The 23,247-nt window shown below is 42.4% G+C and carries 22 protein-coding genes and 1 pseudogene; 4 read left to right on the forward strand and 19 right to left on the reverse strand.

Translation table 11 applies throughout. The features are described from left to right. Positions 1-34: 34 nt before the first annotated feature. Positions 35-628 (reverse strand): hypothetical protein, encoded by a 594-nt coding sequence (locus tag NIE88_RS04010; RefSeq protein WP_253059118.1) that lies wholly within the window; start codon positions 626-628, stop codon positions 35-37. A gap of 700 nt (positions 629-1,328) precedes the next feature. On the opposite strand from NIE88_RS04010, the gene NIE88_RS04015 reads away from it, so the two are divergent. Both NIE88_RS04015 and NIE88_RS04020 read left to right on the forward strand, forming a co-directional pair. Beyond that, complete coding sequence (locus tag NIE88_RS04015) at positions 1,329-1,517, forward strand: hypothetical protein (RefSeq protein WP_253059120.1); 189 nt, start codon at positions 1,329-1,331, stop codon at positions 1,515-1,517. A 163-nt stretch (positions 1,518-1,680) separates the two neighbouring features. Then, positions 1,681-1,908: a hypothetical protein gene (locus NIE88_RS04020; RefSeq protein ID WP_253059122.1), complete on the forward strand. Its 228-nt coding sequence runs from the start codon at positions 1,681-1,683 to the stop codon at positions 1,906-1,908. Positions 1,909-2,605: 697 nt separating this feature from the next. On the opposite strand, the gene NIE88_RS04025 is transcribed toward NIE88_RS04020, so the two are convergent. Next, positions 2,606-3,178 carry a YndA family protein gene (locus tag NIE88_RS04025; RefSeq protein WP_253059124.1) on the reverse strand — a complete coding sequence of 191 codons (573 nt, stop codon included), beginning with the start codon at positions 3,176-3,178 and terminating at the stop codon, positions 2,606-2,608. A 508-nt stretch (positions 3,179-3,686) separates the two neighbouring features. Then, the gene (locus NIE88_RS04030; protein ID WP_253059126.1) at positions 3,687-3,950 is read right to left on the reverse strand and encodes a hypothetical protein; all 264 of its coding nucleotides are present in this window, start codon (positions 3,948-3,950) and stop codon (positions 3,687-3,689) included. Positions 3,951-4,131: 181 nt separating this feature from the next. Here NIE88_RS04030 and NIE88_RS22975 point away from each other — a divergent pair. Next, positions 4,132-4,402 (forward strand): annotated as a pseudogene (locus NIE88_RS22975) (transposase); the annotation flags it as partial. A gap of 33 nt (positions 4,403-4,435) precedes the next feature. Here the strand turns inward: NIE88_RS22975 and NIE88_RS04035 are convergent. From NIE88_RS04035 to NIE88_RS04080, 10 genes are all read right to left on the reverse strand, one after another. Next, positions 4,436-4,729, reverse strand: a complete 294-nt coding sequence (locus NIE88_RS04035; protein ID WP_253059128.1) for a sporulation YhaL family protein — start codon at positions 4,727-4,729, stop codon at positions 4,436-4,438. Positions 4,730-4,812: 83 nt separating this feature from the next. Continuing rightward, positions 4,813-5,805 (reverse strand): 3'-5' exoribonuclease YhaM, encoded by a 993-nt coding sequence (yhaM, locus tag NIE88_RS04040; RefSeq protein ID WP_253059130.1) that lies wholly within the window; start codon positions 5,803-5,805, stop codon positions 4,813-4,815. 71 nt (positions 5,806-5,876) lie between these two features. After that, positions 5,877-7,268 carry a HAMP domain-containing sensor histidine kinase gene (locus NIE88_RS04045; protein ID WP_253059133.1) on the reverse strand — a complete coding sequence of 464 codons (1,392 nt, stop codon included), beginning with the start codon at positions 7,266-7,268 and terminating at the stop codon, positions 5,877-5,879. Next, positions 7,265-7,942, reverse strand: a complete 678-nt coding sequence (locus NIE88_RS04050; protein WP_253059135.1) for a response regulator transcription factor — start codon at positions 7,940-7,942, stop codon at positions 7,265-7,267. The genes NIE88_RS04045 and NIE88_RS04050 overlap by 4 nt, the downstream gene beginning before the upstream one ends. Positions 7,943-8,039: 97 nt before the next feature. Further along, on the reverse strand, positions 8,040-10,844 hold the full coding sequence (locus NIE88_RS04055; RefSeq protein WP_253059151.1) for an ATP-binding protein: 2,805 nt from the start codon (positions 10,842-10,844) through the stop codon (positions 8,040-8,042). A gap of 54 nt (positions 10,845-10,898) precedes the next feature. Continuing rightward, a complete protein-coding gene (locus NIE88_RS04060) occupies positions 10,899-12,140 on the reverse strand; it encodes a metallophosphoesterase family protein (RefSeq protein WP_253059167.1) in 1,242 nt (413 codons plus the stop codon). A 226-nt stretch (positions 12,141-12,366) separates the two neighbouring features. Further along, on the reverse strand, positions 12,367-13,203 hold the full coding sequence (locus NIE88_RS04065) for a Cof-type HAD-IIB family hydrolase (RefSeq protein ID WP_253059169.1): 837 nt from the start codon (positions 13,201-13,203) through the stop codon (positions 12,367-12,369). A gap of 182 nt (positions 13,204-13,385) precedes the next feature. Next, positions 13,386-13,580, reverse strand: coding sequence for an alpha/beta-type small acid-soluble spore protein (locus tag NIE88_RS04070; RefSeq protein WP_253059171.1), 195 nt, complete (start codon positions 13,578-13,580; stop codon positions 13,386-13,388). A gap of 111 nt (positions 13,581-13,691) precedes the next feature. Further along, positions 13,692-14,231 carry a beta-class carbonic anhydrase gene (locus NIE88_RS04075; RefSeq protein WP_253059173.1) on the reverse strand — a complete coding sequence of 180 codons (540 nt, stop codon included), beginning with the start codon at positions 14,229-14,231 and terminating at the stop codon, positions 13,692-13,694. 134 nt (positions 14,232-14,365) lie between these two features. Further along, the gene (locus NIE88_RS04080; protein WP_253059178.1) at positions 14,366-14,566 is read right to left on the reverse strand and encodes a cold-shock protein; all 201 of its coding nucleotides are present in this window, start codon (positions 14,564-14,566) and stop codon (positions 14,366-14,368) included. A gap of 848 nt (positions 14,567-15,414) precedes the next feature. On the opposite strand from NIE88_RS04080, the gene NIE88_RS04085 reads away from it, so the two are divergent. Further along, positions 15,415-15,579, forward strand: a complete 165-nt coding sequence (locus NIE88_RS04085) for a hypothetical protein (RefSeq protein ID WP_253059180.1) — start codon at positions 15,415-15,417, stop codon at positions 15,577-15,579. 527 nt (positions 15,580-16,106) lie between these two features. Here NIE88_RS04085 and NIE88_RS04090 read toward each other — a convergent pair. The 6 genes from NIE88_RS04090 to NIE88_RS04115 all read right to left on the reverse strand — a co-directional run bounded on the left by NIE88_RS04090 (position 16,107) and on the right by NIE88_RS04115 (position 23,189). After that, positions 16,107-16,490, reverse strand: coding sequence for a DUF956 family protein (locus tag NIE88_RS04090; RefSeq protein WP_253059182.1), 384 nt, complete (start codon positions 16,488-16,490; stop codon positions 16,107-16,109). 218 nt (positions 16,491-16,708) lie between these two features. Beyond that, the gene (locus NIE88_RS04095) at positions 16,709-17,620 is read right to left on the reverse strand and encodes a PTS system mannose/fructose/sorbose family transporter subunit IID (protein WP_253059184.1); all 912 of its coding nucleotides are present in this window, start codon (positions 17,618-17,620) and stop codon (positions 16,709-16,711) included. A 19-nt stretch (positions 17,621-17,639) separates the two neighbouring features. Then, positions 17,640-18,446 (reverse strand): PTS mannose/fructose/sorbose transporter subunit IIC, encoded by an 807-nt coding sequence (locus NIE88_RS04100; RefSeq protein WP_253059186.1) that lies wholly within the window; start codon positions 18,444-18,446, stop codon positions 17,640-17,642. 35 nt (positions 18,447-18,481) lie between these two features. After that, positions 18,482-19,453 carry a mannose/fructose/sorbose PTS transporter subunit IIA gene (locus NIE88_RS04105; RefSeq protein WP_253059188.1) on the reverse strand — a complete coding sequence of 324 codons (972 nt, stop codon included), beginning with the start codon at positions 19,451-19,453 and terminating at the stop codon, positions 18,482-18,484. A 175-nt stretch (positions 19,454-19,628) separates the two neighbouring features. After that, the gene (locus NIE88_RS04110; protein ID WP_253059190.1) at positions 19,629-20,177 is read right to left on the reverse strand and encodes a PTS sugar transporter subunit IIB; all 549 of its coding nucleotides are present in this window, start codon (positions 20,175-20,177) and stop codon (positions 19,629-19,631) included. Between the two features lie 159 nt (positions 20,178-20,336). Further along, complete coding sequence (locus NIE88_RS04115) at positions 20,337-23,189, reverse strand: sigma-54-dependent transcriptional regulator (protein ID WP_253059193.1); 2,853 nt, start codon at positions 23,187-23,189, stop codon at positions 20,337-20,339. Positions 23,190-23,247: the final 58 nt, after the last annotated feature.

Genomic DNA, 23,247 nt, shown 5'->3' on the forward strand with positions numbered 1-23,247 from the left:
ATCATGATCTTACTAAACTTACCTCCAAGATCGCTCAGTCGTCATAATCGATTACTGCAGCTGTAAATGTATGCTCAGTAGCCGTAACCGATGTGATAAGCGCCGGAAGAGGTGTTGGTGCGGTGAACGTCAAATCATATTCATTTTCACCACATTGTGGATCCGGATCAATAGCAATCAGACTTGTCGTAACCGTATAGGTTCCCGCCGGGGTACCGATAGGCAGTACAATGCTATCTGTTTTTTCAGTGATCAATACCCTTCCACCATTTGATCCTCTCCGCCAGATCTGAATGGTGGGCTGTATAATCGTAAGTGCAGCCAGATCATCAGCAACCGTTACCGTCCACTCAACCGTCGCAGCTAAGGCAACGAGGTCATCACACCCATCTGCACAGATGGATGTATCCGCAATAACATTGGCCAAAGAGAATGGTACCGTAGGCGTTACCGGAACCGGAGGATCTTGGCTGAAATTAAAGTCAGACAGCAGTAAATTTCTTTTTTTGTCTTTTTTGCCGCATTTGCTCGACCGACATCCCCGTTTTCTTGCGCATGGATCATAGTCGCTGCATGGATCCGAATATCTCGATCCTCTATCTCGATTATCAAAAAAATCGTAACTCACTTCAATCACTCCTTTTGTTTTGATACTATATCCTATTAATCCGCACTTGCTTTGTATGGATAGTTGACAGGGGCATTATGCACATTTTTGTCCAAATGACTGTTTTTGGACGGATTTCATCAGGTAAAAGTCTAGTAAATCCTTTGAACGAGCAGATAAAAGTCCAATAAATAAAAGGAGTTGATTAAAAAAGAAGGTGATGACCTAAATGATGAAAAATGATGCAGGAATCCTGAAGTTGAAGCTACAAAAGAAACGGCTCAGTCAGCCTTTTCAATACCCTATGCAGGTCAGGTCAGTAATGTCAATGTCAGGGTTAGCCGCAGAAACTAAATAATTACTCTACCTATTCGTATGGATTGTGCAGCAGACTTATACAGCCGTTTATTCGTTCATCTGGCAAACATTAGAGATCTTGATTGCTTCAAAAATAATCAGAGTTTTGTCTGTTTCTTATTTATGTCTTAAATTTACAAGTGCAACGCCTAATAAATAAAAGGACCCATAGCTGAGTTCTCCCTGTACAATAGGATTTGCGAGAAACTATTGAAGACAGGAGAAGCCAAATGAGCCACTACCATCATCTTAATATGAACGTGAAATCATACTCAAAATCAAGGTTTAGGCAAATCTATTCGAGCTACTGTAGTCCAAATGGGAAGAACTCCAGCTGCTGTCAGTCGAGAATTAAGCGCAATCAATGGGACCGGAGAGTACTCGCCTGCAAGGGCTGAAGCAGCGTATCACAAGCGTCGAAAACAGTGTTCACCGTCAGCGATTATTAGCCCGTCCGGCAGTTCGCGAATTGGTTCAGGGTTTGATTCTGAATCACCAGTGGTCGCCTGAACAAATTGATGCGCGTTTAAAAGTGGATCATAGCCGGTGGTAGATCAGCTATGCGACCATTTATCATGGAATTGGGCAACATCTTTTGGATGAAGATGGCTATCAGCGAGATCAACGGGGCCTTGCACGTCATCGTCAAGACTAAGTAGAACGACGGGGTAAAATTCAAATCAGTCATTCTATTTACGAGCGCTCATCCGAGGCGAATGAACGCCGGGGCAATCGGTCACTGTGAAGCAGACACGGTCGCAGAAAAAACAGGATCTGACTGTCTCGTCACAATCGTTGATCGAAAGACACGATTTTTAATGGCTGCCAAAACGGTTAAGAAATCGGCAAAATACGTCGAAGCAGAATTGGTGGAACACTTAGCCCAATTGCCTACTTATCAACGGCTCACGATTACACTTGATCGAGGTAAGGAGTTTGCCTGACATGCGGAAGTTACTTAGAAAGTAGAATTCCCTTTTACTTCCCTGACCCGCGTGCGCTGTGGCAGCGTGGAAGCAATGAAAACACAAATGGACTGTTGCGAGAATATTTTCTTAAAGGTCAAGATTTAAAGCAGTTTACTGATACAGAAGTCATGCATGTCGTCGATGAACTCAATCGCAGACCTCGTAAATGTTTGGGCTGGAAGACTCCTTTTGAGGCTTTTTATGGCCAGATGTTGCATTTAGTTTGACAATTCAAGGTCTATAAAAGTACGGTGATCGTTACAAAAACATTAAATCGCTGATGACTACCCGTGGTTATTAAGCGACTTATCCAAGTAGTAGCAACGTTTCAAAGAAAAACTCGGAAGTATCCAGTGAGTTATTTAAACTGACTGTTTATACGTCACAGGCAAATAAAAATTGAGCGGAATTTATGAACGAATTTACCATAACTACAACCTATGATGGTAAGTCCAATAATTTGAAAATGGTATAAAAACAGATGTTATTACTATGGACAATGGAACTTGGAAAGTGGATAATATTGATTTCATTAGAAATTTTGGGTCCGATGATGGACTGCCACCGAAAAAAAACAATGTGTTAAAAAAGAGAGATTCGTCTTTTTTAACAAGATTAAACCACCCTTTAAATAAGGGTGGTTTAATCTTGTTAAGTAGGAAAAATACAGGAATTAATCGTAAAAAGCTAAATTGCCTATTGAGGTACCAACTAGGTTGTAATTTGTTGAAACATATACGTAAAACTCTGCTTTTTTATTAGAACCATCAACAAATGAATTTAGATGTCGTGCAATAAGGTTAAGTCCTCCACTAGCCTGTGAATTAGTTGACCAGCTAGCAACGAATTCATCTGCATTATTAGCATCATATTCATAGAGCTTTACATTTAATGTCGGAATAAGACCTGGAATGTTGTAATAATTAATACTATGTTGAGGAACGGTAATTAAAAAGTCTCCCCCATTACTGTTTACGTAGCCCGGAGCGAATTGCTTCTTCCAACCCGTAAAGGCATCATAGGTTACCTTAGCAGTGGTAACGTAATTCCACTCTCCATTTCCAGCAAAAGGTTGGATCAATCCTTTATTAATTCGTTCAACGCTAGCTGTTACTCCAGAAGCACTTTTAGTAATAGCAAAAGGTTTCTCAGGCTGTTTCTCAGACTCGGCGTGAACCTGTGGAATATTATACCCAATAATGCTGAGTAAAACCAATACAATAACTATGTTTTTTAAAATTTTCAAAATGATTTCCCCCCGTATTTTTTGTAACTCTTTTCAGTTATAAACATCTTATAAACGTTATTAAGTTGTCATATTTTTTGGAATTTACGTAAAATGGTTCTCTAAGGAGGTAATCAAAACAGACGAATAATAGTTTTAAGAAGTTCTTTCTGAAGTAGAGTACGTACAAGTATAATAAACTAAAAAAAGATATTTGTAAATATTTTCATAATTAAAAAAAGGGGGGATTGATATAAATAATACATCAATTCATTTCAAATTCTTTGTTCCAATCCTGTTTTTTGTCCTTGGAACGATTGGGAAGACTTGCGGAAAAGAGCGCGAATAAAAACATCCAGCCCTATAAAACAGGTTTCCAAAGTTCTTTTCAACTCAAGCAGACGTCCATCATGACCGACTCTTAATTGAATGAGTACTTTTATATAGTAGGCAACTAAAACGATCTAAATTTGAGTTTAGACGGCACTTTCGCTCTATTCATAGAATGAACTAATTTTCAGGTTAAGTATCACTGATTTTCAGGATGGGTAATGTACTGAACTTCTGCCGTTACTCCATTTTCTTTTGCTTTTTTAGATAGTCGAATTACATATCCATCTTTATTAAACTTTTTCACCTCTTCTGGACTTAGATTGAATTGTTTTCCTTGTTCTTGAGTCATTTTTAACTTATAAGGTTCATTATTGTTTTTTTCCGCCTCAACGACATTAACTGATACCATAGAAACTAAGGATAATAAAAGAAATGCAGTAATTGGTTTCTTCAGTTTCAATGTAGTTCCTCCTTTTATCAAGTCATTATATTTAATATAAAATATAAATAGCTCAGGTAATGAAATATTGAAATAATTCACACAAAAAATGTCACAATGGCCGGAGCCTGCCGACCGACCATGCACCTCGTTCGGCCGCGTCGAATTGGATTCACCGATCTGAATATCTGGTGACGTTTGTCGCGGCAAGGCATTTACTTGGTATGCTCGGGTCACGAAAGCACTAGGGATTCTCTTTTATTTCCCGGCTCCACACACGTCTTCGCAATGTAACAGCAATGAAAACACAAATGGACTGTTGCGAATATTTTCCAAAGGGGCACAATCCCACTCAAGATTCTGATGTCACCAGCTAACATGGTGTGGATGAACTGAACCACCGTCCGCGAAAATGTCTGGGATGGCAACCGCCCTTTGAAATCTTTTATCACCAAGTGTTGCACTTAGTTTGACAATTCAGGGTAAAAAAAGATCCGAAAGCCTGATCAAGACATGGCTCTCGGATCTTTACGGTTACGGCGCCGCTCTTTCTCGGCATCCATACGTTTCATGTAAACATTACCTTGCTGTTCAACCCACTCTTCATCGACTTCTTTTTCCTGCTTGGATAGATTAAATGCCTGGTAACCACTGAAGATAATCCCGGCGACGACCAGGTATACCCACCAAGTCACGCCTTCCAGCATATTGATAACGGGATCAATCATTCCGAACTGCTGCATTAAAAAAAGAATGAAAAGCACGGAAACAACAAATAATGAACGTTTGGCCTGCTTCATTTTTCCGCCTCCCAGCTACTCAAGCGTTTGTCCCAATTTTTTGCTTGCAATGTAACCTATGCGCGGAAACGGAAAATTAGACCTTAGTTGTTCTCCTGAAAGGGATGCTGTCGCTCATCTTCAGCATCGCCGATATCAAATGACGGTCGATAGAGCGTTCGGTTGTTCATAGCGAAGATGCGTTCCGAAAATTCACCAGGATGCGTTTTGCGAATTGCGCGGGTCATCACGTTTATTTTTGCATCCATATCGTCAAGGATGTGGAGAATTTCAGCTTCCTTGAACATCGGCGGTTTTGGACTGCCCCACTCCGGATTTTCATGATGACTGAGTACCATATGCTTAAGAAGCAAAACCTCTTCCTTATCACCAATACCAAGTTCATCAGCCGTCTCGCCAATGGCGGCGACCATAATCGAGATATGACCAAGCAGATTTCCCTGCAGCGTGTAGCTGGTTGCTGTCACACCAGACAGCTCCTTGAGTTTACCCATATCATGAATGATAATACCAGCGTACAATAAATCTTTATCAATTTCGGGATAGAGATTGACAACCGCTTTCGCCATATCCAGCATGCAGCACACATGGTAGGCGAGCCCGGAAAGAAAATTATGATGGATACTTACAGCAGCCGGATACTCGAAAAAATCGTGATGATGTTTCTTTAAAAGGGCTCGCGTCAGGCGCTGGATTACCGGATTCTTGATTTCAAACAGGTATTGTGTAATCTTGTCATTAAGCTCGTCAATCGATAATGGAGCCGACATCACAAGTTCTGCCTTGTTCACTTGATCATGTTCCGTTGTCGGGCGAATTGTACGGATCTTGAACTGATTTCTGCCTCTGAAAGTCGTGATGTCCCCTTCAGCAAGTACGACGGCACCTGCTACATAATTTGCTTCATCTTCTGCCGTGCTTCCCCATAATTTGGATTCAATATCTCCTGTTTTATCCTGTAAATATATCGTAAGAAAAGGTTTGCCGTTGCTTGCCAATCCCTTGGTCACACTCTTTATCAACAGGAATTCATGAACATGTTCGCCTTCTTTATAAAACGCGATTCCCTTCACCATGAACCCTTCCCTTCAAATAGCCTTAATGAAAACTGCTCTCACATAAAATAAGGTAAGCCTGGAACACAAAATCAATTTTTTTCATTCAATGTATCGGATTTATTGCCTGATTTTCCCTTGGGCGGAGCCGGCAAGGTCATTTCAAATAGGACGCCATCCTCAGTATTAGCAACATGAATGACTCCATGATGATTATGAATGATTCGTTTGACGATTGCCATTCCTAATCCAAATTGTCCTTTTTCCCCTTTTTGGAAGGGTTGAAACATGACCTGACGTTCATGCTCCGGAATTGCCGGCCCATCATTTTTAACACTGATCAGCGATCTGTATCTGCTGCTTCCGTCGGCATCAATCCATATATTCTTCTTTGCATAACGCAGCGCATTTTCCACTAAGTTTTCAAGTACCGTCTGCATTTGCTCTTGATCCGCATAAATCAGCGTATCTTCACCGCCGACATGAATGTCAATATCCGCCCGCTGCGTCATGAATCGCTCACGCACGAAATCTGCCAAATCGCCAAAACGAATAAGTGAATAACGCATTTGTTTATCACCAAGTGAATCAAATCGAGTGAAATAAAGCAATTTGCGCACTCGTTTTTCCATTTGCTGTGATTCTTGAATAATAATATTCATGGAATCATTGAGACCGCCATTGGGATAAATACCATCTTTAACCGATTGAGCATAACTTTGAACAACCATGATCGGTGTTTTCAATTCATGAGAAGCCTGCTGCAAAAACACTTTCTGAGATTGATCATACTTGATCAGGTTGAGCCGCATTTCTTCAAATTGAGCCGAGAGCCGTTCATACTCCAAATCACCTTTCCATTCGAACGGTTTTTCCCAATTCAAACGTGAGATCTCTTTAAAACGCCTCCCAAGTATATCAAGCGGCCGTTTGATGTAACGCGCCAGCCAAAAGGCGAGAAAAAGGCTGAAGATGCTCGCCATGGCAAACGTAAAAATCAATCGGCTCCACAGATTATTTCTTAATTCATTGTTGTAAGTATCAAACATAAACGAAATCAGATAACTGTCAGCGATTCGCCTGACGACAAAGTAGATCGTCGAATCATTCTGCTTCAGTTCGTATCTGGCCAGCTCGCTTTTCTGATGTCTGATTCGACCTTTCAATTCCTTCAAAACATGTACGTCAGTCGGGAAGCCGGCAGCCAATATTTGAAAATTTTTATTCACTACAAAGGTCCATACATATCCTGCTGAGTAATTTTGCCCGTCAACGCCCGGATTGTCGACACCGTATCCATCATCCCTGATTTTTTGATAATTAACCAATTGCTGTACTTCAATGCTTCGAAACGTATTTTCTCTTAAAGTACTTTGGATCGAATACGGGTAAACAACAAGAATGATCATTCCAATGACCAATTCAAGAAAAGCGAAGGACAGCCAGATGCGTTTGGTCAGCGTCATTTTGAACGGCAGTCTCATGAGACGATCCTATACCCGGAACCGTAGACCGTTTCAAGCGATAAACGCCCCATCTTGCGGCGAATACGGCGCACTACATCGTCAACCGCACGATCAGATCCGACATAATCGCCGCCCCAAACTTCTGTCAGAATATCCTGACGGGACTTAGCGACGTTAACGTTTTCCACTAAATAGAGCAGCACATCAAATTCCTTCGTCGTAAGTTCAATCATCTGATTCTCCTCATCAAAGACCTTGCGTCGAACGACATCAAGCTGATATTTAGAAATCACCATCCGATTCTCATGAATACCGGCACCATACACACGATGCAGCAATTTTTTTACACGAATGACCAGCTCTTTCGGCAAGAACGGCTTTGCCAGGTAATCATCGCTGCCAAGCTCCAATCCGAGAATTTTGTCCAGATCCTGATCTCTTGCCGAAATAAAAATAACCGGCTGCTCCGAATGGTTTTCTTTTATTTTTTTTATTAAGTCATACCCCGACATACCAGGCAGCATGATGTCCAGTACCCACAGATGGACGCCGTTATGCATATAGTCCAATGCCTCTTCAGCCGTATGAAAAACGGATACATTCCAGCCTTCGTTTTCCATATATGCTTTTAGAATAGACGCCAGACTTTCTTCATCTTCAACAAGATTAATTTTAAAGAGTGTTTCATTCATTGTGAAATCATCCTTATACGATTCTTATTGTATCTCTTAAATTATAGCATGCGCGAATTACAATAAAGAGAAATGAAACAAATTCCACAATATCTGATTAATTTTGCGACGCCGATACTTGTTCGTGCCGATTCGACAGTCTGAGCACGGCTTTCGGATGCGTATGAAGGTATTCGTTGTCATGACAGGTCAGGACAATAACCTGCCGTTCTTCAGAAACCTTTTTAAGTAACGTGTACACCATTTCCGACCGCTTTCTGTCAAAATTCACAAATCCGTCATCAATAATCATCGGCAGGGTTTCATAACCATCAAACACCTGCATCAATGCAAGCCGCAAGGAAAGATAGAGCTGCTCCGCCGTTCCGCGGCTTAGTTGAGATGCTGCAAGAGTAAAACCATTTGAGTCTTCGACAATGAACCCATCGTCACGGAGTATGATTTTTTTGTATCGTCCCGCGGTTACCAGACAGAAATAGTCGGCGGCTTCTCGGAGCACACGGGGCAGCCGTTCTTTGCGGTACTGCTCTTTCGCCGCATGGATCGCCCATAAGGCCGTTTGATAAGCCGACCATTCCTTAGCCCTAATGCCGGCTTCGGCCAAAAGTTCATGATACCGGTCGAGTGTATCTCGGTAGGAATCGTTTTTTTCCAGGACAGAGCATTGCGCCTGGTCATTTGCTAGCCGGTCACGAACGTTTTTTATTTCCGTTTCGCACGTGGCAATGCGATCTTTGAAATCCTGTTCGGACAGGCCGTCCCATTTACGCTCTTCCAAATAAGACATATATACTTTTATTTGCTTCTCCGTTCCGGTCAGCTCGAGCAACTGCATTCGAGTCGTCTCCAGCTGCTTGTTAATGAAATGGCGATGTTCTTCTCTCTCCGCTGCCTCATAAAACTGTTGTTCATTCTCAGCATGTGCCTTTGCAAACCATGCCTTTTGATCATTTTCGAGTGCCGCAATACGTCTCATATATCGTTCTCGCTGTTTTCGATAAATCTGGATCTGTTTCTCTAAATCATCCCTGCGCTGCCCCTGTTCCATTTGCTTTTGGTAACAACGCTCCAGGTAAGCCGCATCCGCACCGGCAATACCAAGTTTCTCTGCCAGCACTCCTGTTTCCTGTACAAAGTACTCGTGAAGGTCATTTAAACGCTGCAGTTTTGCATGAAGCACGTCAAGATTTTGACAATGTTCTTGTGCATCATTCACCAATCTTACCTTTTCCATGGCCCCGGTCAAATCATCTATGAAATAACCGTGTTCCTTTAACCATGATTTAATGCCCTCCTCTTGTTCTTCGCAGGATTGACTGCATGCTTTCTGTTTTTCCGCTAACCTCCCCGCCTCCGCCTTTGCCAAATTAAATTGCTGTTCCAGCAAAGTGCGTTCAGCAAAGATTCGGTCGTCTTCTGCCCGAATCGAATTGGTTTGCCCATCGAAGCGAAAAAATGAAAAAAAGAAGATGCAGACAATGGCGGCCGTACCTAATAAAAGCACCGGCAATCCCGCAATCGGTGCAATCACGAGGGAAGAGAAGACGGCTAGCACTGCACTCAGAATCATCAACCCAATAATCAGCAATCGCGACTTCGGAGGATGTGAGACAGCCCTATTAGAACGCACAGTTCTTTCTGTGAATTCATGTTTCACGTTAATTATTTTCAACTGTTTTTCCAAGCGCTCCTGCCTCTCTAATGCAGCATTCAAATCGCGTGCCAGATCGCGCCGGTCGTCTAATAACTTTTTCCAAATGTCGATCTTCTCTTTTAATTGATCACCAAGCGTTATTTCAGAGGACGCTTTGCGAATGGCAGCCGGTGTCCATTCTCTTCCTAATAGATCGCAAATTCGGCGACAAACCGCCTGCTCCCGGCCGATTTCATCCTCAATACGCCGTCTTTCTTTTTCATTTTGTCTATCATCGGCAGCGCCGCCAAATAATCGATGGAGTGCCGTATCCTGTTCCTGCCAGCGCTTATCGATGTGAACCATCTGTCTTGTTTCTTCCAGCTGTCCGATTTGCTCATCCAAGTCACTGATCTCATTCTTGATTGACAGGAGCAGTTTGCGGGAGTCATCATAGCATTCTTTCCCGTTTTGCGGAAAGGGCCGGTCTTGCATCATGCTTTGAAGTTCATGGCTGAGCCCGCGATACGTATTGATGAGCGGAAGAGCAGCTGAGAATGATGTCCACAGCTGGTATTCGTGCTGTGCTTGTTTCTTTTTAAGTTCCAGATGCTTCAATCGCTCCCGGCCGGCTAGCACGCTGTTTTGAAGTTGCTGATAGCTGTCCAGCTTCTTTTCCCATTCCCTTAATTGTGCGGAACAATTGTTTAATTCGGCAAACAAACGATTGATTTGCGGTTTTTTACCGCTCTTTTTAAACAAATCCGCACACTGCTTTTCCAAAGTCTGTTCCAATTTGCTTAACATTCCACTGCCGATCATTCCTGCACCAAGCAGCAGATCGTTCATATCTGCCGGATTCATTTTATCGATATTTCTGAGTCCGTCCAAATCAAAACAAAAAACATTTTCGTAAAGGAATTGATTTATGCCGCGCATGTATTTATTTAAATCGGCCGGTTCGCCAGTTTCCGTACTGAAGTTCAGCGTCTCTTTATCGCCGAGCATTCGTTCAATACGATAGGATCTGCCGTTATCTGCCGTAAATGCTAATGAACCTCCGAGCGAGTCTGTACGACTTGTCCCATTCCATTTTCCGAGCTGTTTTTTTGAGGGAAAACCAAATAACTGGCTCAAAATAAACGCCATAATTGTCGATTTGCCCGATTCGTTTTCTCCATAGATCATAATGATCGGTGCCTGAGGCAACTTTATCTTTTTTTCCTTAAAACGACCGAATTGATAAACAGTCAGTGTCCTTAATTTCATCGCTTCAGGGCGAGCATCTTCTTGGAAACCCGCCGCACCTCCCCTTCGCAGTCGTTATTCCTGTTTATCCATGCTTATTCGTGTTAATGCTTCAGCAAGCAATTGCTCACTTTTACTGCGAATCCATTCTTTATCTTTTTTAGACGGCCGTTCAAGATAACGTCTCGCGGAGTGGTGAGCGTACAGTGTCTCGGTTGCTTGCTTGACGCTTTGCTCATTTTCTATATAGCGAAATAAATCACCGAGAAAATGTGGGCTGTTCAAAATTTCCTGCTTGTCCCATCGACTGCGGAACGTGCAGGCATCCGAAACAAGCCAGATAAAGTCCTTTAATTCCTTCTCGTCCTCGTTAAGTGCTTCTACAAGTTCTTGAACCAGTGCTTCGATCTCACTGTTTTGCACTCCGCAATCTGTAAAAGAAAAACGCAGTCGAATAAACGCCGCCGCTTGTTTCCTGCGCTCCCGTTCTTTAAATCCATTAATAGCAGCTTCCAGCTGACCGGCCGTCACTGCTTCTGAAAAGTCGAATTCATCGCATCTCCACTCTATATCCGATGTGATGAGAAATTGCACCTGCACACCATGCGGCGCCAATTCAACAAGTGAAGCTCCTTTTGGACCAAGTTCAGATTCCTTGAAGGACAGTCCCTGAATGTCGCCCGGATACCAAGCCGGAACTGAGGACACTAATTGCTGTCTCTTGTGTATATGCCCCAGAGCCCAGTACTGAAACTCTTGTTTTCCCAGCTCACTGATTGAAAAAGGTGCGTAGTTGCTTTCATCCGTCCCGGAATGCGGCTCCCCGTGGAGAACAGCTATGTGATAATCTGCATTTCCGCTTTTCTCATAGTACGGAATCATGTCCTGTTTAATCCAGCGTTGATAATAGCTAAATCCGTACAGGTTCACCCTCTGTCCTCCGGAACATATCTGCGACATGACGGAGGGTGTTTTGGAGAACACATGCACATTGTCCGGGAGGCTTAAATGCCCCCATGATGTGTTAACAAAATCATGGTTGCCATAAACAAGGTAAACCGGTATGGAAGCCTCATGCAAACGACTCATCTCACGCACAAATAGGCGTTGCGCTTTAATACTGCGGTGACTGTTATCGAAAATATCTCCGGCGATAATCATAAAATCGGGTCGTTCATGAAGCGCGGCATTAATGAGGTGAGTGAATGCGGTAAATGTACTCTCGGCCGAACGGCGGCGAAGCGGTTCAGGCAACTGTGTCAATCCGTCGAACGGTCGATCAAGATGCAAATCAGCCGCATGAATAAATCGAATCATAGGATTCCTTCTTCCAGACACGTTTATTGGTTTCATCTTACCATAACCGATCACACGTTCTCAATATTAATCATCACGATTGATTGAATCATGCGCTTAGAAAAATAAAAAACAGCCCTTCTCAGGCTGCTGTGGAGCATCTTTCTGAGTTCAGAGCTGCTACCGCTCATTTCGTGTCGTTGAATGAACAAACAAGGAACACCATAACTTTTTAACAAACCAAAACTTAATGGACACGAATTTGTTTACGAAATACTTCTTTGACCATGTACGCCACACCGTCCATATCGTTCGAGCGAGTGACCCAATCCGCTTTATTCTTTACTTCTGCCGGTGCATTTCTCATTGCCACGCCCAAACCGCATTTCTCAATCATTTCCGCATCATCGAAACCATCGCCCACGGCGACGATTTCGTTCAATGGAATACCAAGCTGCCCGGCAAAAAACAGAAGTCCGTTAAACTTTGAGGTACCCTGTCGAACCAGGGTCAGACTGTCCCGTTCCGTCCTCAGTACATCCAGCGACGGGAAGTAGTCGCTCATCGCCTTTTCAAGATCATCCATAATCTTCTTATCATCCAGTTTTACTTTGACGTCAGTCGCTCCCTCATAATTTTCAAGCAGATATTGACTGAGCGAATCGACATAGGTGACCGGATAAAAGAGCGGTTCATTCATCCCAATGGTCATTTTTGCAATCAAATTTTTTTGATTGGGGCGATTACTGATTGATAATCGTTCATGGGACATCTGAATTTGACATGGATAGGTTTCAAGGAATTCAGCGAGCTGCATCAGCACGCTATGATCAATTTTACTTGTGTAGACCGGATCATCAATGGAGGACGATACAAAAGCACCGTTATGTGTGATGATTGGCTGCGAGAGCCGCAATGCCCTTGCGACCTTTGCAGCAGAATGAAAATGACGTTCAGATACTAACGTGACAACAACACCTTTTTTTTGCGCATACTGAATGGCATCCTTTGTTTGACGATCAAGCCTATTGTTGCTGTTCAATAGGGTACCATCGATGTCCAGTGCAAGTAAGCGATATACCAAGGTTATCCCCCTCTTCGGAATCCAAATCAGTACTTATTCCTGTGAAAAGCTTATGAACAAGGGATTAAAAATAGAACTAGGCATCGGCCGTCCGCACCCCAACATCACACTGGGTTGATTAACGAAGAAAAGGAAACGGCATAAACCGTCTCCTTTTTATCATACATTCAATTTCATTTAAATTACTTTTGGTATCCGCCGAATTGAGACTGAGCTTGTTGTACCAAGCGTTTGGTAATTTCTCCACCTACAGAACCATTTGCTCTGGACGTAGTATCCGGTCCAAGGTTCACGCCAAATTCGCGTGCAATTTCTTCTTTCATTTGATTAACTGCTTGCTGTACACCTGGCACGACTAACTGATTTGAATTTGCCATGTGTTTCACCTCCCTTATAAGCCTATTGTGCTCTGCAATTGATTTCTATATTCGAAAAGCCTTTTGGAAATTTTTAGGGCAAATAAGGGAAGAAGCAGCATGCACTGCGAATCAAACAACATGAGTCAGTTTGCCGGTCTTCGGATCCATTACCAGACCAAAAACCAACGTATGGTCAGGCAGGAGCGGGTGGTTTTTAACAATTGACACACTCTTCCTCACTTCATCTTCTACGGATTGAAAACCATTCAACCACTGTTTTAAGTCAATCGCTGCTTCAGCAAATTTATGATCGGCGACTCCACGCTGTTTCATATCATTAATCATCTTCTCCGCGTGCAAGCCATGCATGCCGCAGTCCGTATGACCAATAATATAGACCGCTTCTGACTCAAGTTCGTACAGTGAAACAAGAATGCTTTTCATTGTATTGCTATATGGGGATTCCACCATTCCGCCTGCGGATTTCAACATGATCGCATCGCCGTTTTTCACATTCAACGCTTTTGGCAGCAATTCAATAAGCCTGCAATCCATACAGGATACAATAGTCATCTTCTTTATCGGGCGATTAGGTGCTTCATAAGGCCGATACGCCTCATCTTTAACAAATTGTTGGTTAAAATTCAACATTTCTTTTAGCTGTGACATGTTCATTTCCCCCAGGTCAAGTATAAACATCACAGTTAATCATAAAAGAAAATAATTCATGAATCCAACATTGTGCCTTTAAAATGCAAAAAAGCCGTCTCCCTCAATGGGAAACAGCTTTTTCCAACGGTTAATCACACCTTAACAACGTTTGCTGCTTGGGGTCCACGGTTGCCTTCGACAACTTCGAATTCAACAGCTTGACCTTCGTCAAGTGTCTTGAATCCGTCCGTTTGGATCGCGCTGAAGTGCACGAATACGTCGTTTTCGCCTGGAACTTCGATGAAACCGAAGCCTTTGTCGCTGTTAAACCATTTAACTGTACCTGTTTTCAAAAAGAAAACCTCCTAATAATAAGTGGATGTTCAATATACTTGAACGCACTTTAAAAAATTTAATATATGCGTATGTTTTATCCGGCGTACCTTATCCTTGCAGCTGCAGATGTTCCATCATTCACCGACAAGGGTCTTCCCGCAAAAATAAAAAATTCACATATTATAAAAAGTATCAATAAAAAAGTACAAACACATTGATAATCCTTTTATAACACGTGAATTATAAATGTTACCTTTTATCATACATACATAATCATAAAATTAGACCTAACAAAAAGAGCAAAAAACATCAATCGGCTTTTCCGACGCCGAAACAACGAAAGCCCTACCTCTCTTCCATCCTTACGGTTCCTCTGACCGAGCCAGTATGATTCAGCGCAAGATCAATCTGCTTTTCATACAATCTGCTGCACAGTATTGACAAGAACACAAACTTCTATTCAAAAAAAACAAACAATCAGTAATTTTGTCATTCACATTAGGTCTATTTCAGTATAGATCTCAAATGCGAAAATGTCAACTAATGAAAAAGCTGAACCCTCTATAGACGATCGACGAAGGCTTCAGCTGATTTATTTTTATTAATAACCCACAAAAACGTTCCTGTTTTTTTATACAGAACTTTTCACTTTCAGTATAATAATTTTATAAATCATGTTAAATATCCGTACTCATGTCAAATAAAAAATTGCTTTAATTAAGGACACATGCATCATAGGAACTCTGATTCATGATCAGAGAGTCAGCTTCAACAGATTCAGGGAAGAAAGTGGAAAACGTTGCAACGGTTAAATAAGCCTAACTGTCGGTGACTGGATCGTTTCATAAAAGAGGAATGAATTTTTATGGATAAAAACAAGAAATTGAATCGGAAAAAGCAAGAAGATACCATTCTAGAAAAAGTCTATAATCTTATCCTTGATAAACAAACACAAGAGGATGAACGCAATGAGTTAATTATTTTTAAAAATGAGGATGAAAAAAGCGAAGATTTTGAAAACGACTTATGAGTTTAGCTGAAGGCTGCGGCAAATCGCACTTAAACGTCTAACCGTTCAGTCTAAGCTAAGTTCTCAGATTGGCGAATTTTATATGGACATTTCAACCACAGGATTGTTTACAAGAAATCTGGGAAATGGACTTACTGCAATGGGCATATTTTTGCATTAAAAACATTTTTCTAAGCCAAAACAATTTCAATTATTTTAACCGTTCTTGGTTAAAAATCTCCTCTGTATTTTACATACTTGAACATGGGATAATATAAAAAGCCGACAGGCGTCGATATTTTGTTAATGCATACAATTTTAAATTCTCTAAGGCAGCGTCTCTATCCGCGTAGTGAAGAATTCTTTTTTATGTTGAGCGAAAAATCCTTTTCATATTTGACGTTCAGATAATGAGCAGCTTTCCCCCTATCTTCATGGAATTTAGTTCTCCAAAAATGATTAAAAAACAGCCGTTTGCAAGACGACTGTTCGTTCAACCGGGCAGCAAATGCCCCCATTTCCTTCCAGCATTTAAAAAATACAGGACACTAATTACTTCTTTTTCGGCCAAACGAGGCTTTTAAACCACGCCTGACCACTTGAAAGAACGTCAATGACCTGACCATTCGTTCCGGTTTTACGTAGTTACGTATCGCGCGCAAAGCCCGTTTCGGATGCTTAGATGAAAACGTGTATGTTCCGTTTTTCTTTGTTCGAATGGCATAGCGGGGAATCCACTTTCCCTTAAACATTACGGAAGCAATAACATAATCGACTTCATCCCATGGGATTCGGATGTATTTCTGAGCATTTCGGTCGTTATAAAACTCAAATGCTTTGTCGCCAATCATGATTTTGCCGTAATCAGCTAAGCCTCCATAAGAAGTGGCATTGGTTACAAAATCGACTTTTGTATTCATTGATTGAACCATTTTCTTTGCTTCACTTCCTTTCGTTTCACGTACCCATTATACTTTGTTCCCGTTAATTAAGCTTCAATTCAAAATTATTATTAAAAAACCTTGCTTCGCAAAATCCTGTTTTTAGCGAAGTCTTACTTGAACTTATACTAAACGCCTGTATGCTCATTATATAAAAATGCTCGGGCTTTAATTCGATTTACAAAAATGCCCGAGCAAAAGGTTCACTGTTACATTAAGTGGATCAAATGGAAGACAACACCAATCACGAACAAACCAAGAATAATAATGATTGGAGAGACTTTCTTCTTAAGCAGCCACATACAGAAAAGTGTTAGCGCCAAGGCAGCTAGGCCGGGAATTAAGCTGTCCAAGTTGTTTTGCAACGTCGTAATCTTTTGTGCCTCTAATGAAAGACCGGCCGCTTGCTGCTCTAACGCTGTTTTAATTCCTTGCGCTCCTGACGGCAAATTACTCCAATCAATATAAGCGCCTTTATCAAGTTTAACTGAAGATACAATTGGCGTGAATTTTATTGATACCCATCGATTAACTAACGAACCAAGGATGAACATACCAAGGATTGATGCACCTTTAGTAATATCTTGAAGTAATCCACCGGATAAGTCGTCAGTAATTTTAGAACCTGCTTTATAGCCGAATTCTTGTGTATACCACATGAATGCCATACGAATAATATTCCAGCCGACGAAATAAAGAATTGGGCCAAGTATGTTGCCGGTCATTGCAAGAGAAGCGGCTAGCGCACCCAGGATAGGCTTAACCGTGAACCAGAAAACCGGATCACCAATACCTGCTAGCGGTCCCATCATACCGATTTTAACCCCTTGAATGGCAACGTCGTCAACCGGCGCACCGTTTGCACGTTCCTCTTCAAGCGCCAAAGTGACACCAATAATTGGTGAAGCCACATAGGGATGGGTATTAAAGAATTCCAGATGACGTTTCAGTGCTGCAGCACGATCTTCCTTAGATTTGTATAATTTTTTGATTGCGGGAATCATTGAATAGGCCCAGCCGCCGTTTTGCATCCGTTCATAGTTCCAGGAACCTTGAAGAAACGTTGAGCGCCACCAAACAGAAATACGATCCTTTTTTGATAATCTCAATTCTTGTGTCATTTTTATGTCTCCCTCCTTCTTAGTAATTATCAATAATATCGCCTAACGGATCACCCGTATTTGTGCCTCCGCCTTTACCTGAACCGCCTTGTTTGGAAAGCGCCAAATAGATAAGTGCAAGTGCAACACCGATCGCACCAAGTCCGATCAATGTGATTTGTGTCACCGTCGCGAGCACAAAACCAATTGCGAAGAATGGCCAGACTTCTTTTGTAGCCATCATGTTAATAACCATTGCATAACCAACAGCTACGACCATGCCGCCGCCGATTGCTAAACCGTCTGTCAACCAAACCGGCATTGATGCAAGTAATCCTCTCACCGGACCGGCACCAATTGCTAAAATTAATGCCGCGGGGATGGCAATACGCAGCCCCTGCATACAGATTCCGGCAATTTGCCAAAACTCAACCTTTCTAAAGCTTCCTTCGTTAGCGGCCGCATCCATAAAGTGTACAAATGCGGTTGCAATCGTACGGCAGATGATGGTTAATAATAAACCGGCAACAGCAAGCGGAACGGCAATCGCAATGGCAGAGGATACACCGGCATTGCCTTGCCCGCCAAGAACTAGAATAATTGCAGACGCAATGGATGCAAGCGCGGCATCAGGAGCTACCGCGGCACCGATATTTGCCCAACCCAGAGCAATCATCTGAAGCGTACCGCCAAGGATCAGACATGGGATCAAATTCCCCGTAACTAAGCCGATTAACGTACAGGCAATGACCGGTTGATGAAAATGAAATTCATCCAGGATTCCTTCCATGCCGGCCAGAAATGCGACGATAACGACTAATACTATTTGAATAATGTTTAAGTCCATGATTATCGTTCCTCCGTTTCTTCTGATCATTTAAATTATCTTAATCGGTTTAACTCATCTTGAGCTTTCTTAATAATTTCGTCCATGTCACCCTTTGAATCATTTGGAACCTTACGTACATCGAAGGCCAAACCAATTTTCTTTAACTTATTAAAAGTATCAATATCATCTTGACTGAAGGCGAGCACTTTGTTCGGCTGCACTTTGCCCGGCGAGTGCGCCATCGAACCAACATTGATTGTCTTCAATGGAACGCCTCCTTCAACGGTTTTAAGGGCATCTTGTGGATTTTCAAAAAGAAGCAATGCGCGTTGACCGCCGAAGTGCTGATCATCTTTCGCCAGCCTGATCATCTGATCAACAGGAACAACATGTGCTTTAACACCCGGCGGAGCTGCCTGTTGAATCAATTTCTTACGCAGATCATCCTTAGCTACGGCATCCGAAACAACAATGATCCGTGTCGGTTGCGTCGTCTTTGTCCAAGCGGTCGCTATTTGTCCGTGAAGCAGTCGGGAATCGATACGTGCTAACACGTATTTAAATGTACCTGGGGCACCTGCATTTATTTCTTGAGCCGGAGCTGCCGCAGTGCTTTCTTCCGGCATCAATTCCTCAGGTCTTATTTTGACCCCTTCTTTAGCCGTCGCCAAAATATGTGCGGCAATCTCATGTGCCGTGTTCATTGATAAGCGTGAAGCGTACGCTTCAATCAGCATCGGCAGGTTCATGCCGGCAACGATTGCCCATTTATCTTTGTGCGCTTCAAACAAGTTGTTGATCTGGTTGAATGGCGTGCCGCCCCAAAGATCGACTAAGAACAGCACTTCTTCCTGATCGTCTAAAGATGTAATTGCTTTTTCCAGCTTTGCCTTAACGTCGGCAGGGCCTTCGTTCGGCATTAAGGTAACCGTCTTGACATTCTCCTGTTCGCCAAAAATCATTGCGCCGGACTGGAGGATGCCTTCGGCAAAATTGCCGTGGCTTGCCAGGATCATACCTACCATGTTTCATACCTCCTCGTATCATTTTTATTGCTTTAGCAGTACCGTCATCAATCATGTTATCGCTTCCAAAAAATTCAAAAAGCACAACGAATGGGTTTGCCGCCTTGAAACCTTCTCACCCCCTTTCCTATTTGGGAATGTGCGAATTACTAAAGAAGAGCAGTACTTCTAAAAATCATTTGCTTCGCACCAAACCCTTTTCGGAAAGCGATTTCCAAAGATTTTTGGAACTGTCGTTAGAAACCTTGCGGACATCAAGCTTAATCCCACGATCATGAAACCATTTGAAAGCCTCCACATCGGCCGCATTAACAGCTATTGCATCCGTAACCATTACCCGCGTATTGTCAAAACTTATCGCACCAATATTGATCGAATCAATCTTTATGCCGCTGCCCTCGACAACACGCCTTGCATCAACAGGATCCTCAACCAGAATCATCGGTTTTAAAACATCAAAACGCGGATCGTGATAGAGTCTTATCATTTTCTCCACCGTGATGACATTGGTACTAATCCCGGGAGGTGCCGCCTGTATAATCAATGTCTTGCGTGTCCGATCCTGCGCCACACGATCAGACACAATTAAGATACGATTAACCTTGACGGCTTTTGCCCAATTCGTGGTCACCTGCCCGTGTAACAGACGGCTGTCAATGCGCAATAAACGAACATCCATTGTCATGTCCATCCACCAGCTTTGAATAAGTTGTAGCGTTTTCATGATTTTGGTTCCAATCTTTGAAGATCCCAAACTTCTTAGAGAATACGCACACTACAATATAAGCAAATTACGTGCCAATTTTTGTGTATCACTTAAAAAAGCCGACATAATTGACTTTTTCGACCAAGTACAAAATAATTGATACATTTTAATTGTGTATCAATTATTTTGTGTATCGTTTTTTTCTTTTTCTGTATTAAATAATTCAACAATATAATACACTTCATTTTCGGAAAGTTTGATATTAAGTGTTTGATGCAGAATTTCCCCTGCCTGTTTAATGATCGGATACATTTCTCCCATTCTGACATGAGATAGTTTTTTTTCATCAACACTCATTTCCGAGCGTGTCAGATAACGCTCAAGTGCGCCCGCCATATGCATGATCAAACTGATTTTGAAGGCATTGGACATTTTAGTCCTGCAGCGCCGCTGAATAAAATCGCAATAATCCAACAATACGTTTACTATTTTTGCAGGATTAATAAATGTAAAGTACTGCCCCAAATAATTCTGAATCATTTCCTTTGTTAACGATTGCGAATGATTCAGGGGATCTGCTTCACGCGCGGCATCATGGTTTAGTTCTTCGATCAGACTGACAAAGTGCTCGCCTCCGCCCTGCAGTAAATTTTCTAAGGAAACAAACGGAACAGCAACATGGGGCTTCACAATACCGGTCGCGGCAACAATTTGATAGTTTTGCTGAATCTCAGCAATCTGGTCGTTCATCTTGACAAGCGAAACAGTGATCACTGTGATGTCATCAATTAGATTATCAATGAGTATCTTATCCAACAGATCCTTAATTTTTCTAGCAGTTCCTTCGCCGGTTGAACAAATTGCAATAATTGCCTTCTCTCGTTGATCCGATCTTTTCAGAGCATTGTCTTTCTTTTTCTGCACCTTTTCGACCGTTCGCGAATAACCGTCAAATTCACGTAATTCCCGATACACCGTTTCAAGATCACTATCGATCAGCGCTGTTTTACGTGCGGCTTCCAGCACCATCGCTGTCGTCACCATATCGATCGTTTTGACATGAACATGCGTTTTCTCTGTCAGTTTACTGCTGAACGTGCTCAGAGATCCCATATCGACCAGAAGCAAAACACCACTGCCCTGATCAATCTTTTTGACTTGTGCGGCAATGCCGTCCAAGGCAATTTTGGGACTCATCTCGAGCGGCATATCATAGGCAGCGATGTTATTCACAGACAACAGTTGTGTCACCACCTGCACCATTGAGGATGCGGTACTGTTCCCATGAGCAGCGACAACAATGCCGACTTTTCCGGTTTTAGGATCAGATTTTAGGGAGACTAAGAGGATTGCCATGTAGTAAACCTCAGATTCAGGGATAGGGAACCGATAATGCTCCTCAATCAACGTTTTCACACGTTCGGCAATTTTGATTTCTGACGGATAATCGTGAAGCATTGAAATCAAATCCGCCGAAATCGTTCGCAATGGTTTTCCCGATTGCACCCGTTTAATGAAAGAACTGATGTGCAGACTCATCGCATAAATGAAATTATCTCTGACCGGATAATTCTCTTTTTCCTGAAGCTGCTGCTGAATTTGTTTGGTAATGTCAATAACTTCCTGATCAACGATCTCATTCAGACCGCCGACTGTGTTTTCAAGTTTTCCCTGACGATAAAAAGATTTTAGATGCAGATTGATATCGGTCATAATGAAATTATTGATCGCCGCCTGATTCAGTCCTTCTTCCTTCAGCAGTGCGGCTTTGTCACCGATGATTTCATACAAGTTATACGGCAGTTCATAGCTGTCGATGTCGGGAACACCGCGCTCGGCATCAGGCTTGATCACCATCGTCGCCTCCAGCAGGCGGCTCAGATTTCCCAGTTCCTTCCGGTCGCTTGCCAGGTTGGACAGTCCGTCTTTAATATCAGGCGGCAGCCGGTTGAAAAACAAGGCAATTTCATTTTTATCATGCATGCTGTTCAAGAACCCTTGAGCACACACTAATTGAATATTGGACTTCAATTGCCCGATGTTCCCGTATGTTACGCTTCCCAGCAAAGCTTGCACGACATCTTCGTTTAATCGAATATTTTTATGAATCCGATTTGCTTCAAGTGTTAATAATTGCTCCAATAATTTCAACTTTTCACGTGCACTTCTTTGGTTGAAGTCCGGAAGTTGAATAATTACGGGAATCCGGCGGACAAATGTCTGCAGCAATGAGCTTTTCGGGTCTTCCGTCGTTGCGAACACCAGCCTGACGTCCGCATGATGCGTCTTGGCTGTTTCGCCTAAGCGGCTGTATGTACCATGATCCATAAAATAAAAGATCATTTCTTGTCCCTCAGGTGGCAGGCGATGTACTTCATCAAGAAAAAGCATTCCGCCGTCAGCTTCCTGAATCAAACCGTCCTTATCAGCGCTGGCACCAGTAAAAGCTCCTTTGACATAGCCAAAAAGATGCGACATTAACAACTGCGGATTATGCGCATAATCCGCACAATTGAACGTAGTAAATCCTTTTTTAGAAATAATCTTCTTGTTCAATGCGAAATGGTACATTTTATGAGCGAAATAAGTCTTTCCTGATCCGGTCGGCCCAATGATCAGTGTATTCAGTCCGTGCGGCGGATAGAGTAATGCTGCTTTTGCCTGCTCAACTTGATTTTTCAGGCTGTCACGACTGCCGATCATATTTTCAAAAACATCGATTTCGTGTTTATTTGCCGTATCTTTCTTTTTCACACGTTGGTCTTGAATTTGAGCGCTTCCCGCAAATCCGATGTTAGGCTTCTGCTGCACCTTCGTTTCCCGTTTCCCGGCTGCAGGATTCATGAGGTAGTGGACTGGTCGGCCATTTATTTTCTTAACGCGTCCCTCTCTGACAAGCTGATTTAACTCCTTGCTGACGTTTGGGCGAAGTACACCGATCGCTTCGGATATCTCGCTGGTTGTAACCCCTTGAGGCTTATTTATTATGCATTTTTCCAGATAGGTTAAAACTTTTTCACGCCTTGTCATGATACGTCCTCTTTTAAATTGTATTGTGTATCGCCAGTGTATCACAAGTTAAAATTGT

This window comes from Sporolactobacillus shoreicorticis, from assembly GCF_024125445.1.
Lineage (GTDB): Bacteria > Bacillota > Bacilli > Bacillales > Sporolactobacillaceae > Sporolactobacillus > Sporolactobacillus shoreicorticis.